At 63.9% G+C, this 15,395-nt stretch carries 15 protein-coding genes and 1 tRNA gene; 10 read left to right on the top strand and 6 right to left on the bottom strand.

All coding sequences use genetic code 11. The annotated features are described in order from the left end of the window. Positions 1 to 91 precede the first annotated feature (91 nt). From ubiD to ACCD03_RS10445, 4 genes are all read left to right on the top strand, one after another. Positions 92 to 1,603 carry a 4-hydroxy-3-polyprenylbenzoate decarboxylase gene (gene ubiD, locus ACCD03_RS10460; protein WP_413411481.1) on the top strand — a complete coding sequence of 504 codons (1,512 nt, stop codon included), beginning with the start codon at positions 92 to 94 and terminating at the stop codon, positions 1,601 to 1,603. 129 nt (positions 1,604 to 1,732) lie between these two features. Continuing rightward, complete coding sequence (locus tag ACCD03_RS10455) at positions 1,733 to 3,244, top strand: NAD-dependent succinate-semialdehyde dehydrogenase (protein WP_325652602.1); 1,512 nt, start codon at positions 1,733 to 1,735, stop codon at positions 3,242 to 3,244. Positions 3,245 to 3,324: 80 nt separating this feature from the next. Next, entirely contained in the window at positions 3,325 to 5,379 is a 2,055-nt protein-coding gene (locus tag ACCD03_RS10450; protein ID WP_325652600.1) for an acetoacetate--CoA ligase, read from the top strand. A gap of 129 nt (positions 5,380 to 5,508) precedes the next feature. Further along, the gene (locus ACCD03_RS10445) at positions 5,509 to 6,222 is read left to right on the top strand and encodes a hypothetical protein (protein ID WP_325652598.1); all 714 of its coding nucleotides are present in this window, start codon (positions 5,509 to 5,511) and stop codon (positions 6,220 to 6,222) included. Positions 6,223 to 6,383: 161 nt separating this feature from the next. On the opposite strand, the gene ACCD03_RS10440 is transcribed toward ACCD03_RS10445, so the two are convergent. Both ACCD03_RS10440 and ACCD03_RS10435 read right to left on the bottom strand, forming a co-directional pair. Then, positions 6,384 to 7,589: an amino acid aminotransferase gene (locus ACCD03_RS10440; RefSeq protein WP_325652596.1), complete on the bottom strand. Its 1,206-nt coding sequence runs from the start codon at positions 7,587 to 7,589 to the stop codon at positions 6,384 to 6,386. 31 nt (positions 7,590 to 7,620) lie between these two features. Next, positions 7,621 to 8,547 carry a DMT family transporter gene (locus ACCD03_RS10435; RefSeq protein WP_325652594.1) on the bottom strand — a complete coding sequence of 309 codons (927 nt, stop codon included), beginning with the start codon at positions 8,545 to 8,547 and terminating at the stop codon, positions 7,621 to 7,623. 118 nt (positions 8,548 to 8,665) lie between these two features. Between ACCD03_RS10435 and ACCD03_RS10430 the strand changes: the two genes are divergently transcribed. The 3 genes from ACCD03_RS10430 (at position 8,666) to trmB (ending at position 10,283) form a co-directional block, all read left to right on the top strand. Beyond that, positions 8,666 to 9,172, top strand: coding sequence for an Lrp/AsnC family transcriptional regulator (locus ACCD03_RS10430; protein WP_325652592.1), 507 nt, complete (start codon positions 8,666 to 8,668; stop codon positions 9,170 to 9,172). Positions 9,173 to 9,349: 177 nt separating this feature from the next. Then, a tRNA-Gly gene (locus ACCD03_RS10425) sits at positions 9,350 to 9,423 on the top strand. 86 nt (positions 9,424 to 9,509) lie between these two features. Beyond that, the gene (gene trmB / locus ACCD03_RS10420; protein WP_325652590.1) at positions 9,510 to 10,283 is read left to right on the top strand and encodes a tRNA (guanosine(46)-N7)-methyltransferase TrmB; all 774 of its coding nucleotides are present in this window, start codon (positions 9,510 to 9,512) and stop codon (positions 10,281 to 10,283) included. A gap of 25 nt (positions 10,284 to 10,308) precedes the next feature. On the opposite strand, the gene ACCD03_RS10415 is transcribed toward trmB, so the two are convergent. From ACCD03_RS10415 to ACCD03_RS10400, 4 genes are all read right to left on the bottom strand, one after another. Beyond that, on the bottom strand, positions 10,309 to 11,421 hold the full coding sequence (locus ACCD03_RS10415; RefSeq protein ID WP_325652587.1) for an NADH:flavin oxidoreductase/NADH oxidase: 1,113 nt from the start codon (positions 11,419 to 11,421) through the stop codon (positions 10,309 to 10,311). A 119-nt stretch (positions 11,422 to 11,540) separates the two neighbouring features. Then, a complete protein-coding gene (locus tag ACCD03_RS10410; RefSeq protein WP_004629568.1) occupies positions 11,541 to 12,422 on the bottom strand; it encodes an undecaprenyl-diphosphate phosphatase in 882 nt (293 codons plus the stop codon). Positions 12,423 to 12,473: 51 nt separating this feature from the next. Beyond that, positions 12,474 to 13,067, bottom strand: a complete 594-nt coding sequence (locus tag ACCD03_RS10405; RefSeq protein ID WP_045204616.1) for a DUF1439 domain-containing protein — start codon at positions 13,065 to 13,067, stop codon at positions 12,474 to 12,476. Positions 13,068 to 13,073: 6 nt separating this feature from the next. Beyond that, the gene (locus tag ACCD03_RS10400; RefSeq protein WP_082076075.1) at positions 13,074 to 13,331 is read right to left on the bottom strand and encodes a YkgJ family cysteine cluster protein; all 258 of its coding nucleotides are present in this window, start codon (positions 13,329 to 13,331) and stop codon (positions 13,074 to 13,076) included. 175 nt (positions 13,332 to 13,506) lie between these two features. Here ACCD03_RS10400 and ACCD03_RS10395 point away from each other — a divergent pair, with 175 nt between their 5' ends. The 3 genes from ACCD03_RS10395 (at position 13,507) to ACCD03_RS10385 (ending at position 15,358) form a co-directional block, all read left to right on the top strand. Next, the gene (locus ACCD03_RS10395; RefSeq protein WP_325652584.1) at positions 13,507 to 14,256 is read left to right on the top strand and encodes a TetR/AcrR family transcriptional regulator; all 750 of its coding nucleotides are present in this window, start codon (positions 13,507 to 13,509) and stop codon (positions 14,254 to 14,256) included. Positions 14,257 to 14,351: 95 nt separating this feature from the next. Then, the gene (locus ACCD03_RS10390; RefSeq protein WP_253536572.1) at positions 14,352 to 15,002 is read left to right on the top strand and encodes a protein-L-isoaspartate O-methyltransferase family protein; all 651 of its coding nucleotides are present in this window, start codon (positions 14,352 to 14,354) and stop codon (positions 15,000 to 15,002) included. 23 nt (positions 15,003 to 15,025) lie between these two features. Beyond that, positions 15,026 to 15,358: a rhodanese-like domain-containing protein gene (locus ACCD03_RS10385; protein ID WP_253536571.1), complete on the top strand. Its 333-nt coding sequence runs from the start codon at positions 15,026 to 15,028 to the stop codon at positions 15,356 to 15,358. Positions 15,359 to 15,395: the final 37 nt, after the last annotated feature.

The following is a 15,395-nucleotide window of genomic DNA, read 5'->3' as shown; positions in this document are numbered from 1 at the left end:
TACACCAAAAAAATGTCGCCTGGACGACCGTTCGGGGGCCAGCCCCTCCGCGCGATAGGCGATCCACCTTACCTTTGGTTACAAAATCTCCATGCAATACAGGGACTTACGTGACTTTCTCGCCCAGCTCGAACGCCTGGGCGAACTGCGCCGCGTGCGCCAGCCGGTGTCGCCACGCCTGGAAATGACCGAAGTCTGTGACCGCCTGCTGCGTGCCGAAGGCCCGGCGGTGGTCTTCGAGCAGCCGGTGGACGGCGCACAGAAGTACGACATGCCGGTGCTCGCAAACCTGTTCGGCACCACGCGCCGTGTGGCGCTGGGCATGGGTGCAGAGTCACTCGATGAACTGCGTGACGTGGGGCGCTTGCTCTCGGCGTTGAAAGAACCCGAACCGCCGCGCGGTCTGCGTGAAGCCGGCAAGCTGTGGACAATGGCCAAGGCCGTGTGGGACATCGCGCCCCGCAAGGTGTCGTCGCCAGCATGCCAGGAGATTGTGTGGGAAGGGAATGACGTCGACCTCGCGCGCATTCCTGTACAGACATGCTGGCCAAGCGATGCGGCGCCGCTCGTCACGTGGGGGTTGGTGATTACGCGCGGGCCGCACAAGAAGCGGCAGAACCTTGGCATCTACCGGCAGCAGGTCATCAGTCGCAACCAAGTCATCATGCGTTGGCTGGCGCACCGGGGCGGCGCGCTGGACTTCCGCGAACACGCCATCGCCAATCCGGGCCAGCCGTTTCCGATTGCGGTGGCACTGGGCGCGGACCCGGCCACTATTCTTGGCGCGGTGACGCCGGTGCCGGATACGTTATCTGAATACCAGTTTGCCGGCCTGCTGCGTGGCAGCCGGACCGAGCTTGCGACGTGCCTGACACCTTCGCTCGCGCAAGCACAATTGCAAGTGCCTGCCGGCGCCGAAATCATCCTCGAAGGCCACATCCAGCCCGACCCGACTCACCCGAGCGGCTATCAGCACGCACTCGAAGGCCCCTTCGGCGATCACACCGGCTATTACAACGAGCAGGACTGGTTTCCGGTGTTCACGGTCGAGCGCATTACGATGCGCCGCGACCCGATCTATCACTCTACGTATACAGGCAAGCCGCCCGATGAGCCGGCCGTGCTTGGCGTGGCGCTCAATGAAGTGTTCGTGCCGCTGCTGCAAAAGCAGTTTCCGGAGATTGCCGATTTCTATCTGCCGCCCGAGGGCTGCAGCTACCGCATGGCGCTGGTTAGCATGAAGAAGCAATACGCCGGCCACGCCAAACGCGTGATGTTTGGCGTGTGGAGCTTCCTGCGGCAGTTCATGTACACGAAGTTCATCGTGGTGGTAGACGACGATGTGAATCTGCGCGACTGGAAGGAAGTGATCTGGGCAATCACCACCCGCGTGGATCCGGCGCGCGATACGGTCATGGTCGAAAACACGCCGATTGACTACCTCGACTTCGCATCCCCTGTGTCGGGCCTGGGCTCCAAGATGGGCATCGATGCCACCAACAAATGGCCGGGCGAAACCACTCGCGAATGGGGCCAGCCCATCGTCATGGATGCCGCCGTCAAGACCAAGGTCGACACCATGTGGGACACGCTCTTCCAATAACCACAAGGCCTGGCGGCTCAGTCTGCGAGCGAACGATCGTTCGGTTATTCTTAGCGAGTTAAGCGACTGCTGCATCTAAAAGGCGGGCCCTTTTTGTCGACTGGGTCCGCCTTCCTTATGGAGAACGCCATGGCCGAAGCACTCGACTCATCCCGCACCGCCGCCAATGCGCTGGATCGCATCAAAGACCGCACCCTCGTCAAAACGCAGTCCTATGTGGACGGCGCCTGGGTTGGCGCCACCGACGGCGCGACCTTCCCCGTCCACGACCCTGCCACCAACGCACACCTGACCGACGTCGCCAACCTCGGGCATGCAGAAACGCTGCGCGCGATCGACGCGGCCAATGCGGCGTGGCCTGCGTGGCGCGAGCTGACCGGCAAGGAGCGCGCAGCGCTGATGCGCCGCTGGTTCGACCTGCTGATCGCCAATGCCGACGACCTCGCCGCGCTCATGACGGCGGAACAAGGCAAGCCGCTGGCTGAAGCCAAGGGCGAGATCGTCTATGGCGCATCGTTCATCGAGTGGTTTGCCGAAGAGGCCAAGCGCGTCTCCGGCGACGTGATGGCCAGCACCTGGCGCGACAAGCGCATGGTCGTGCTCAAGCAACCGGTGGGCGTGTGCGCGTCCATCACGCCGTGGAACTTCCCGCTGGCGATGATCACCCGCAAAGTCGCACCAGCCATGGCGGCAGGTTGCACCATCGTCATCAAGCCGGCCGAACAGACGCCGCTTTCCGCGCTGGCGATGGCCGAACTGGCACACCGCGCGGGCATTCCCAAGGGTGTGGTCAACGTGGTGACGGGCGATGCGGACCGGTCGATCGCCATCGGTAAGGCCCTGTGCGAATCGCCGATCGTGCGGCATCTGTCGTTCACGGGCTCGACGCCGGTGGGCCGCATCCTGATGCAGCAGTGCTCGCCGACGGTGAAGAAGGTCGCGCTGGAGCTGGGCGGCCATGCGCCGTTTATCGTGTTCGACGACGCCGACATCGATGCTGCCGTGGAAGGCGCTGTGCAGTCGAAATACCGCAACGCGGGCCAGACCTGCGTGTGTACGAACCGCTTCTACGTGCATGCCTCGGTGTACGACGCATTTGTCGAAAAGCTCTCGGCCAAGGTGCGCGGCATCAAGGTCGGCAACGGCTTCGAGTCGGGCGTGGTGCAAGGCCCGCTGATCGACGACCAAGCCGTGGAGAAAGTGCAGCGCCACATTGACGACGCGACGCAGAAAGGCGCGCGCCTGACCGCCGGCGGCAAGTTGATGCAGGGCTTCGGCTCGCAGCGTTTTGTCGAGCCCACGGTGCTGGCCGACGCCACGCCCGATATGCTCATCGCGCGCGAAGAAACTTTCGGCCCGGTCTCCGCCATCTTCAAGTTCCAGGACGAAGCGGAAGTCGTGCGCCTGGCCAACGACACCGAATTCGGCTTGGCCTCGTACTTCTTCAGCCGCGACATCGGCCGCATCTGGCGCGTGGCCGAGCAGCTTGAGTACGGCATGGTCGGCATCAACACGGGGCTCATCTCGAATGAGGTGGCGCCGTTTGGCGGCATCAAGCAATCGGGCCTGGGCCGTGAAGGTTCGGTCTACGGCATCGACGAATATCTCGAACTCAAGTATCTGTGCATGGGCGGCATCTGAACCGTCATTCCCTATCGGCCGACCTGCCACATCGATAGAGCGGGCGGCCTTTACCCTTGCCTGGCCGGCGGAGGAGACACATGAGCACCATCCAGGAGGGCGCCCTGCTATGGACGCCGTCTGCTGATTTCATCGCGCGTTCGCGCCTGACCCACTACCTCGATTGGCTCGCACGCGAACGCGGCCTGCGCTTCTCAGCCACCACGCCAGAGGGCTACGCCCAACTCTGGGAGTGGTCTACCACCGAACTGGAAGCATTCTGGACGTCCGTCTGGGATTACCTCGACCTGCGCGCCTCGACACCGTTCACGCGGATGCTCGGCGAGCGCACCATGCCTGGCGCGCAGTGGCTGGTTGGCGCAAAGCTCAATTACGTCGATCAGGTCATGCGCCATGCGGAAGAAGGCGGCAGCCCTGACCGCACGGCCATCCGCTATGCCAGCGAGACCAAACCGCTGGCCGACCTGTCATGGCGCGAACTGCGCCAACGTGTTGCCTCGCTGGCGGATGCGCTGCGCAAGATGGGCGTGGTGCCGGGCGACCGCGTCGCCGCGTATCTGTCGAACACGCCGGACGCGATCGTGGCGTTTCTCGCCACAGCCAGCGTCGGGGCAATCTGGTCCGTCTGCGCGCCCGACATGGGGCAAGTGGCCGTAACCGACCGTTTCCGCCAGATCGAGCCGAAGGTGCTGATCGCGGTGGACGGCTACCACTATGGCGGCCGCGCGTTCGACCGCACCGACGTGGTCGCAGAGATGGTCGCCGCGTTGCCAACCGTCGAACACCTCGTCCTCGTGCCGCAACTGCTCGGCGATATCAACCGCGCGCGCTTCCCGGCGGCCCGCGACTGGCGCGACCTGACGGCCAACGACGTGCCGCTGGTCATCACACCGGTCGCTGCCGATCACCCGCTGTGGATTCTGTATTCGTCCGGCACCACCGGCATGCCCAAGCCTATCGTGCATGGCCACGGCGGCTTGCTGCTGGTGCAGACGATGATGGGCGCGTTGCATCTCGACCTTGGCCCCGACGACGTTTATCACTGGTACAGCAGCACCGGCTGGGTCATGTGGAATTCGCAGGCGAGCGGCCTGCTCGGCGGCGTCACGCTCGCCATTTACGACGGCAATCCCGGCACGCCCGATCTCAATACGCTGTGGCGCTTCGCGCAGGATGCGGGCGTGACGTTCTTCGGCGCCGGGGCGGCATTCTTCGCCAATTGCCTGAAGGCCGGCATCGAGCCCGGGCGCGATTTCGACTTGTCGAAACTGCGTGCGGTCGGCTCAACAGGCTCGCCGCTCTCGGCCGAGGCGTATGACTGGATCTACCGCCACGTGAAGGCCGACGTCTGGCTCAATCCGATTTCCGGCGGCACCGACTTCGCCGGCTGCTTCGTGGGCGGCGTCGCCACGCTGCCCGTCTATGCGGGCGAGATGCAATGCCGCAACCTCGGCTCGCGTGTGGAAGCTCTGGACGAAGCTGGTCAACCGCTGATCGACGCGGTGGGCGAACTGGTCTGCACGGCACCCATCCCGTCGATGCCGCTATTCTTCTGGGGCGACACCGACGGCAGCCGCTACCGCGACAGCTACTTCGATATGTACCCGGGCCAGTGGCGCCACGGCGACTGGATCAGGATCACCCCGCGCGGCGGCGCCGTCATTTACGGCCGGTCCGACGCCACCATCAACCGCCACGGCATCCGCATGGGCACGGCGGAGCTGTACCGCGTGGTGGAAGACCTGCCCGAAGTGCTCGACAGCCTTGTCGTCGACCTGGAATTTCTCGGCCGGGAATCGTTCATGCCGCTGTTCGTCGTGCTGCGCGAGGGCGCGACGCTCGACGACACGCTGCGCAGCACGATCAATGCGCGCATCAAGGCAGGGCTATCGGCCCGGCATGTGCCCAACGTGGTCGTACAGGCGCCCGGCGTGCCGCGCACGCTCTCGGGCAAGAAAATGGAAGTGCCGATCAAAAAGCTGCTGCTGGGTGCAACGCTCGAGCGCGTTGCCAACCCTGATGCGATGGCGAATCCAGACGTTCTGGCGTGGTATGCGAGCTACGCCCAGTCGTTGGCTCAGCACAGCGGCACCTCCGGCGAACCCGCACCAGCACTCGAATCGTGGCGGAGCTAGACCAATCGTTGGCCCCTCATTTCACGATCTCCGCCAATCGAACGATGGCACGGCCCGGATGTGATGACTAACGTACAGCTTGCACCGGCACATCAAGATGCCGGGCGAGCCGCTTAACGGGGAGTCACCATGCTTGCAACGACGAACGTCCTGGTCAAAACGGAGGACGGCCGTGAAGCCTTGGCCGAGCGCCGCCACGATATGCAGATGCGCCAGCGCCATCTGCTCATCCTCATCGACGGTGCCCGCACGGTCGGGCAACTGCATCAACTGCTGAGCGACTGGCCGGACCTAGACGAACTGCTGGTGGGGCTGCAACGAGCCGGCATGGTCGACGTGCTGCCCGGGATCTCGCCTGGAAACGCGCCGGCTGCTGAATCGTTCGACCCCATCGTCCACTTCAACCGGCCGCTGCTCGACGATGAAACCGACGGTGCACCTGCCGCCCTGTCGCTCATCTACGACGAACTGCCGCCGTTGACGGGCATGACGCTCGGCCTACAAGCGGTGGCAGCCCCCCTCGACGAGCCCGCCGCCAATGACGCCAGCAAGCCGCCTGCGGCGACAGTCCAGGCTTTTTCTGCGCCACAGGCTGCCGTTCCGCCGGAGTTGGCCGACGTGTTGCCCAATGTGGTCAAGGTCGAGTTGATGCGTTTGGCTGTGCAGCACTTCGGTTCGGCTGCGGGAGCCGCCATGCCGCTTCTGCGTACTTGCAAGGAAGATCCGCAATCGCTGTGCGACGTGGTTGCTGCGTGCGCCAAGGCTGCGGCCCCAATGGCGGGCGAACACGCCGCTGCGAAGTTCGTGGATGCGGCCATGCAGGCGATGGCGCTGCGGCGCTAGGCAACGGCACGGATAACACAGCGTGCGGCATTCCCACGCGTCCGTGCCTGACAGCAGGAAGAAGCGGGGCGACGGCCTTTATAGCTCGTTCGCCGGCTGCCGTCGGCCCAGCAAATCGGCGAGCGGGTTGCCTGAGTTCAAGGCAAAGTCATCGGGGTCGTTCAGACCAGCGTACAGGCCATATCCGACGCCACCGCAACGAGCGCGCCCGCAACCCGGTCGATCTGTTCCGGTGCGAGTCCCGCAATATTGATCCGACCGCCCTGGGTGCCATAGATGGCGTGATCTGCGCGCAAACGCTCCATGGCATCGGCATCCAACGGCAGCATGGAAAACATGCCTTTGTGCCGCGACAGATTCTGTAGCGAAACGGGAGCACCCAGACTGGCCAGTGCGTCATCCAGACGGCGCCGGTTGCCCACGATGCGCTGACGCATGTGCTCCAACTCATTACGCCAGGACGCCGTCAATGCGACATCGCCAAGGATGGCGGCCACGATGGCCGCGCCGTGGTCCGGCGGCATCGAGTAGTTGCTGCGTGTGATGCGCTCCAGCACGCCGCCAACCGGCTGCAGAGCCGCCCTGTTCTTGCCAATCACCATCGCCGCGCCGGTGCGCTCGCAGTACAGACCCATGCTCTTCGAGCAGCTTGCCGCCACCAGCACCGTATCAAGCGCATCGACGAGCAACCGCAGGCCCGCGGTGTCCTGCTCCAGACCATCGGCGAGACCCAGATAGGCCATGTCGACCAGCGGGATCAAGCCCTGCTTCGCGCAGCGCTCCGCCACGGTTTGCCAGACCCCGACGCCCATGTCGATGCCGGTCGGGTTGTGGCAGCAACCATGCAGCAAAACGATATCGCCAGCACGCGCAGCCCACAGGTCCGCGAACATGGCATCCGCGTCGAGCACCCCGCCTTCGGCACGCCAGCGGTAGCGGTCTACTGCAAGCCCGGCCGCTCGCATGATGGGCACGTGGTTGACGTAGCCGGGGTCAGACACCCAGACGCGCGCACCCGGCGAAGCCACGGCGATCAAGTCAGCGAGCAATCTGAGCGCGCCGGTCCCACCCACGGTCTGCATCGTGTGCTGGCGGGCCGGGCGACCCGCGTCGTTGCCGAGCAGCAACGTCGCCAACCCGGCATTGAAGTCAGTGTTGCCGGCCAGCCCACGGTAAGCCTTGGAGGCACCAGCGGCGGCCAAGCGCTGCTCGGCGGCTTTCACTGCGGCCATGACCGGCGTCTGCCCGGCGTCATCGCGGTAGACACCCACCACAAGATCAACCTTGTCGGGCCGAGGGTCCGCGCGAAAAGCAGCGGTCAGCCCCCACAGCGGGTCCGGGGCAACGGTGGCGAGAGTTGCGAGCATGATGTGGTCTCCGGAAGAGCGATGCGATGGTCTACGCGCGGTTTGCGAGGATCACGCCAGCGGTGATCACGGCAATGCCGCATGCAACGGTCAGGGTCAACGATTCGCCGAGCAAAGGCACCGCCCCGAGACAGGCCAGCGCGGGCGCCAGCGAGCCAATGGCGGAACAGCGCGGCGTATCCAGATGACGAATCGCCAGCGCATAGGACAGGCTTGAAATCACGCCGACCCCCAAGCCCTGGGCAAGCAGGAAAGGCATAGCGTTGGCCACAGTGAAGTGCCCGATATGGCTGTCGACCATGCCCAGGCCCACCAGCAGCGCGGTCAGCAAGAAGGACGGCACGCTCAACAGCAATGCGCAACCGATGGCATCAAGCCCCGCCCGGCGCAGCCCCAACGTGTAGCTGCCCCAGAGCAGACTCGCCAGCAACAGCAATGCGGCGCCCGCGACAAACGTGCCGTGCGACACGTGCGATTGCGATACCAGCAAAAGCAGCACCCCTGCGAGGATGATCGCGATCGCCCGCCCACGTGCCGCAGCGATACGCTGGCGGTCGACCACATACGCGATCAGCGCCACCGACAACGGCGTCGTGCCCGCGATCAACGCAGCCACGTGCGCGGCCGATGTCACCTTGCCGCCAGCCGAAGCCATGAAGAAGAACGGCACGCCGCCGCCCATCAGGACCATCAGCGCGCTGAGCGGTTTCACCCGCCGCAGCATCGGCCAGCGGGCGGGCAGGAACGGCAACAGCAACAAGGTCGGCAGGCCGAATCGGATGAGCGCCACGTCGGCAGGCGCCAGCGGCGAAGCGCCAATCGCTCGGATCGACAGCGCGAACCCGGCCCAGATCAGCACCGTCAGCACCATCGCCGCATACCCGATCAGCGGGCTGGCCTGGAAGGTATTTCGCCCGGTCTGCGCGCCCACGCCCACCGTCAATGTCGAACCACGCATGCCGCCACCCTCGATTTCAGAATGGAGACAGAATGCCCCAGCACGAAAAGTAGTATCTTGCTATTTCCACTAATCCTGTGCGTTGCATTAGCAGAACCTGCCACTCTGGAAAAATCACATGGATAAGAAAGACAGGCAGATCATTGCCGCCCTTCAGAAAGAAGGCCGCTTGACCAACCAGGAGTTGTCGGAGCGGGTCAACCTGTCGCCCTCGCCCTGCCTTCGCCGGCTGCGGTTGCTGGAAGACGCGGGCATCATCCGCGGCTACACGGCCATCGTTGATGAAGAGGCGTACGGGCTACCGGTCACGGCATTCGTGCATATTCGTCTGCAGCAGCACTCGCGGGAGGTGGTCACAACGTTCGAGAACCGCATCCGCGCCATCGACGCGATCCTCGATTGCTATGTACTGACCGGCGAGGCGGATTACCTTCTGCGCGTGCTGGTGGAAAGCCTGCAGGACTACGAGCAGTTCGTGCGCGGGCAATTGCATGCCATTCCGGGCATTGCCGCCATCGACACGAGCTTTGCGTATGGCGTGGTCAAGCGCTCGACGGTGTTCCCGGCGTGGGATGAGAACAAGAGGAGTACGGCTCGGCGGCGTGAAAAACCATCGGGACGGTAATGCCACCGACAAAGAATCGGACGCTGGCCGTTGATTTCATCGGCGCAGCGCACGTCGTTGTTGCCTCCGACTTCAGGTGACCCACCTCGGGAAAGGCGTGTACGTCACTTCAAATTCGCCGACCCCGTTGCTCTCACTTGCCCAACCCCTGTAACCCCGCATAAAATGACGGGCTACGCGGGCGTCGTATAATGGTAATACCCTAGCTTCCCAAGCTAGAGCCGTGGGTTCGATTCCCATCGCCCGCTCCACCGAATAGTCTGAAGCCGCCCTCGGCGGCTTTTTTGTTGCCTGCTCGCCCCTCATTCCACCGACGGGCAACCGGCACGGGATCTCCATGCAGCCCAACGAACAACCGGGCACCGGCCCCGACGACATCACGCCGGAATCGCAAGACACCAATACCGCAGAAGGCGCCGAAACCGGCGCGGAAACTGGCCATCCACGCCGCATCCGCTCCTTCGTGCGCCGCGCCGGCCGCACCTCGACCGGCCAGCAGCGCGCCATCGATGAACTCGGCCCACGCTTCCAGTTGCCCTACACCGCCGAGCCGCTCGACTGGGAAGCCGCCTTCGGCCGCACCGGCGCCAAGCGCATCTTCGAGATCGGCTTCGGCATGGGCGAGACCACCGCGCACATCGCGCAATTGCGCCCGGACGACGATTTCCTCGGTGTGGAAGTGCATGAGCCGGGCGTTGGCGCTCTGCTCAAGCTGATCGGCGAACGCGAAATCGGCAACATCCGCATCGTTTCGCACGATGCGGTGGAGGTGCTGGCGCAGATGATTCCGGAAGGCACGCTCGATGGCATCCACGTGTTCTTCCCGGACCCGTGGCACAAGAAGCGCCACAACAAGCGACGCCTGATCCAAAGCCCCTTCGTGGCGCGTCTGGCGGCCCACCTGAAGCCCGGCGGGTATCTGCATTGCGCGACTGACTGGGAGGAATACGCCCACCAGATGCTAGAGGTGTTGTCCGCCGAACCGACGCTGGAAAACACCGCCGACGGCTTTGCGCCGCGCCCCGACTACCGCCCTGTCACCAAGTTCGAAAAGCGCGGCCTGCGCCTCGGGCACGGCGTGTGGGATGTGGTCTTCCGCAAGCGGGCCTAACTACGTCCGCGCACGCTGGCACCCGTCAGCGTGCGCCGAAATGCGTATCGCCGAAGAGGTTTTTGGCGTGGCGCGGGAAAGCGCGCCAGTACTGCGGCGGGGCCTTGACCGTCGCGCCCAGTTCAGCGGCAGCAGCCCAGGCCCAGTGCGGGTTGTAGAGGAAGGCCCGGCCGACGGCAACCAAGTCCGCACGCCCTTGCGCAACGATGGCCTCCGCCTCGTGTGCTTCGTTGATGAGCCCCACGGCGATGGTGGGGATGCCCGCATCGTGGCGGATCTTCTCGGCAAACGGCACCTGATAGCCTGTCGAGAGCGGAATCTGCTGCAGCGGCGACACACCGCCTGACGACGCATCGATCCAATCGCAGCCACGAGCACGCAGCGCCTGCGCAAATACCACCGAATCTTCCGGCGTCCAACCGCCCTCCACCCAATCGGTGGCAGACACGCGCACGCCCACCGGGATGTTGTCCGGCACCACGGCGCGCACCGCATCAAAAATCTCCAGCGGATAACGCATGCGGTTTTCACGCGAACCGCCATAGGCATCGGTGCGCTGATTGGCAATCGGCGACAGGAATTCGTGCAGCAGGTAGCCGTGTGCGGCGTGCAGTTCGATGGCCGATAGGCCAAGCCGCACAGCGCGGCGTGCAGTCTCGACGAACTGATCGCGCACGCGGGCGAGGTCTGCATCGGTCATTTCGCGCGGCGCGCGCTCTTCGGGGCGCTGCGGCAACGCGGACGGACCCATCGTTTCCCAGCCGCCGGCATCGAGCGCCAACAATGCACCGCCTTCCCAGGGGCGAGCGCTTGAAGCCTTGCGGCCCGCGTGCGCGATCTGCATGCCGATCGGCACCAGGGCGTTCTGGCGAATGGCAGCCAGCGTGCGCTCAAGCGCAGCTTCGGTCGCGTCGTCCCACAAACCCAGGCAGCCATTGGTGATGCGCCCTTCCGGCGACACCGCAGTCGCTTCGATCATCAGCAACCCGGCACCCGAAAGCGACAGGCTGCCCAGATGTGTGTGATGCCACGCCGTGGCTTGGCCGTTGTCGGCCGAGTACTGGCACATCGGCGAAATGACGATGCGGTTCTCAAGCGTGAGACCGCGCAAGGAGAAAGGCTGGAAGAGAGCACTCATGATCGGGAGATTCGGCAGTCAGCGGCTGACGGAAGAAACCGCCAGTGTGTCCGAATCCGCCCGATCGTGCAGACGGTGCGAAAGCCTCGCACCGAGGAAGGGAAATGCTCGCCGGTGGCTTAGGCTTGCCAGGCGATGAGGTGCGTATAAGCCGTCACCAGAACGATGACCCCGAAGATGATCCGGTACCAAGCAAAGCCGCGGAAATCATGTGTGGCAATGAACTTCAGCAGCCAGCGCACACAGAAGAACGCCGAGATGAATGCGGCCACAAAACCGACCGCGAAGATGGACAGATCATCGGCCGACAGCAGCGCGCGCGATTTGTACAGCTCGTACACCGTCGCGCCAAAAATCACGGGAATCGCCAGGAAGAACGAGAACTCCGTCGCCACCTTGCGCGACAGCCCGAACAGCAGACCGCCGATGATGGTCGAGCCCGAACGCGACGTGCCCGGAATCAGCGCGAAGCACTGCGCGAAGCCCACCTTGATGGCATCGGAGATGCGCAGGTCATCCAGCGTTTCAATGCGTGGCGCGCCAGCCTTGGCGGCTTCGAGCAGTGCATTGGCGCGCGGGTCGTGCGTCTCGCCGCGATGACGTTCGCGCCATTCGGCCCACAGAATCACGAAGCCCCCGAGGATGAACGCCGACGCCACCACGATCGGGTTGAACAGATGCGCCTTGATCGCCTTGCCGAAGATCAGCGCAAGCGTGATCGCAGGAATCGTCGCCACGATCACGTTGATCGCAAACCGCTGCTGGCGCGGGTCATTCGGCAGCCCCTTGATCACGTCGATGATCTTGTGACGGAACTCCCAGCACACCGCCAGGATGGCGCCGAACTGGATCACGATCTCAAAGATCTTGCCCTTCTCGTCATTGAAGTCGAGCAGTTGGCCAGCGAGGATCAGATGGCCGGTGCTGGAAATGGGGAGGAACTCGGTCAGGCCTTCGACGATGCCGAGAATCAGCGCTTTGATGGCGAGTGCGATATCCATGCAGTAAGCAAAGAGGGAAAAGAAAATGAAGCGCTGGGCGCGCAGCAGGACTCAGGGCCGCTTGGCCTGAACGTGCACGCCTTCGGGCAAAACCGTGATTGTACCGGGCTCTACGGCAATGCCAGCCACTTTCAGCTGTTCGGGCTTGAACGTGTAGACGGCGTAGTCGCTGAGCAGTTGGCCGGCAATCAACGAACCGATCGAACTGATCTGCGGGCCGATGCCGCCGGGCACGTTCTGCAAATCGAAGCGATCGACGCTGGGCTGATCCAGGCGAATCGAATGCGTGGGCGAGTCGTAATGCATGCCGCTGGAGACGGCCAGCGGCCCCGTCAGCGGCTGGCGGAACAGACCGCTCTGCACCACAGCGTCCGCCTGGATGGCGATGCGATTGCGCGCGGGGTCAAGCGACACCTGCGGGTTGGACAACGTCACGTCAAAGAAGCCGAGAAAGCGCCGCTGGAACGGAAACTTGCGCGCCAGGGCATCTTGCATCTGGCCGCGGGAAAAGGTGTAGCCGTCGCCGGTCCAGCCAGTCGGCATGCAAGCCACAAGCGTGACGGCAATGGCGGCTGCAACAGCGGCCGCACCCGCCCACCAGCGGACGCGGTTGGAGCGGGCAGCAGGTTTCGTGGAATCGGTCATGACAAATCAGTGCGCTGCGGTAGCGATTTCAAGTCGGGTCAAAAAGTGCATGGCGTGCGTGGCCGAGCCGCCGCACATGTCGGGCTCTGGCTGCAGGCTGCCGCACACCGCCGGACGTTCCGGCTGGCCGAAGATACGACAACCGTTGGCCTCATCCAGTTGCGCGCAGCGCACGCCGGCCGGCTTGCCGTTCGGCATGCCAGGAATGGGGCTGGAGATGGAAGGCGCGATGCAGCACGCGCCGCAGTGAGGTCGACAGTCCATGCTGTCCGAGTCAACGAAATCGGGGCGGAAACCGCTATTGTGCACCAGCACAATCGAGGCCCAGTCTGATTGACAATGCCGATGCCGCTTGACCCACCCTTGCGGCATGCGTACATTAATGACCGGAAAGTAAGTTATCTATGAGTCAGTGACCGTGCGCACTGACTGACGCCCTATGGCCGTGACTGATCAAGATTCCGAGTCTTCCTCCAAACGCTGGACCCGCCGCAAAGAGGCCCGCCCCCAAGAACTGGTCGCCGCCGCGCTGAACCTGTTCGTGGCGCGCGGCTATGCGGCCACGCGCCTGGAAGACGTGGCGTCTGCCGCCGGCGTATCCAAGGGCACGGTCTACCTGTATTTCGCCAACAAGGAAGAGCTGTTCAAGGCAGTCGTGCAGGAAAACCTGGTGCCCGCGCTGGCTGAAGGCGAAGCCCTGATCGACAGCTTTGACGGCACCAGCGAAGCGCTGCTGCACGAGATTCTGATGGGCTGGTGGGAACTGATCGGCGAATCGCCGGCGTCGGGCCTAACCAAGCTGCTGATGGCTGAATCGGGCAACTTTCCCGACTTGGCGCAGTACTACCACGAAGAAGTCATCGAGCGCTGCGACCGCCTGTTCGCGCGCATCCTCGAACGCGGCATGGCCCGCGGTGAATTCCGCGACGTCAACATCGACCTCACCACGCTGACCATGGTCGCGCCGATGATCTTCCTCATGATGTGGAAGCACTCATTCGGCCCGTGCTCGCACCGGGAGCTGGAACCCAAGGCGTTCATCGCCCATGTGGTGTCGCTGCTGCTGCACGGTGTGCTGCGCAATCCAGTGACAGGCGCAGTGATTCCGCCGCCGCCCGCCCTCACCGCGCAACCGTGGCGCACATTGCCGGAGGGTCCTGGCACCCCCGATGAAGGCGCCGCGTCATGACAATGTCTGCCGGATTGTCCTCCGGACTTGCTAAAATGCCGGGTTTGTCGTCAAACCCTCATTTGCATCACTCGCTCCGCGTGGAAGGCATGCCCATGGACATCGAAAAATCCCGGTTCAACATGATCGAGCAGCAAATCCGTCCTTGGGACGTGCTCGATACCGACGTTCTCGACCTGCTCAGCGTCGTCAAGCGCGAACACTACGTGCCGGAGGCCTACCGCGCGTTGGCCTTCGTCGACATGGAAATCCCGCTGGCCGGCGGCCAGAACATGCTGGCTCCGCGCGTGGAAGCCCGCGTCCTGCAAGAACTGGCTGTGCGCAAGCATGAAGACGTGCTGGAAGTGGGTGCAGGCTCCGGCTACATGGCCGCCCTGCTGGCCCATCGCGGCCGCCAGGTCACCACGCTCGACATCGTGCCGGAGCTCGTCTCCTTTGCCCGCGACAATCTCTCGCGCAATAGCGTAACCAACGTCGACGTAATCGAAGCCAGCGGCGCACAAGGCTGGGGCGATGGCCTCTATGACGTCATCTGCGTATCGGGCTCGGTGCCTGCCGTGCCGGAAGCGCTGCTCAAGCAGCTCAAGGTGGGTGGTCGCCTGTCGATCTTCGTGGGCGGCGCGCCGGTCATGGAAGCACAGCTGATCACGCGCATCTCCAACACCGAATATCAGACGCGCAACCTGTTCGAGACCTACGTGACGCCGCTGGTGGGCGTTCCCGCACCGTCGCTCTTCCGCTTCTGATCCACCTCGGCTCCCCAATCATCATGCAACAGCTCGCTCCCACCGCCCTCGCTCAATGGCTCGCCGACGCATCGCGCGCGAAGCCCGTCCTGCTCGACGTGCGCTGGATGGAGGAGTTGGAAATCTGTGCCATTCCCGGCATTACGCACATTCCGATGGACCAGATCCCGGCGCGTGCCAGCGAGCTGAATGCTGACCAAGACATCGTCTGCATCTGCCACCACGGCGGACGCAGCGCGCAGGTTGCGCAGTATCTGATCACGCAGGGTGGCTTTGATGCCGCGCGTGTCTACAACCTGCAAGGCGGCGTCCATGCCTGGGCTAACCAGGTGGACCCGCAGATGGCGACGTACTGATTGGGGAAGCCGCCGCCGGGCAAAAACCTGTTCACCA

Source organism: Ralstonia sp. Ralssp135, assembly GCF_047304345.1.
GTDB classification, from domain to species: Bacteria; Pseudomonadota; Gammaproteobacteria; order Burkholderiales; family Burkholderiaceae; genus Ralstonia; species Ralstonia chuxiongensis.
The sequence above is the reverse complement of the archived record's forward strand: the minus strand, read 5'-3'. Positions and strand labels throughout refer to the sequence as shown.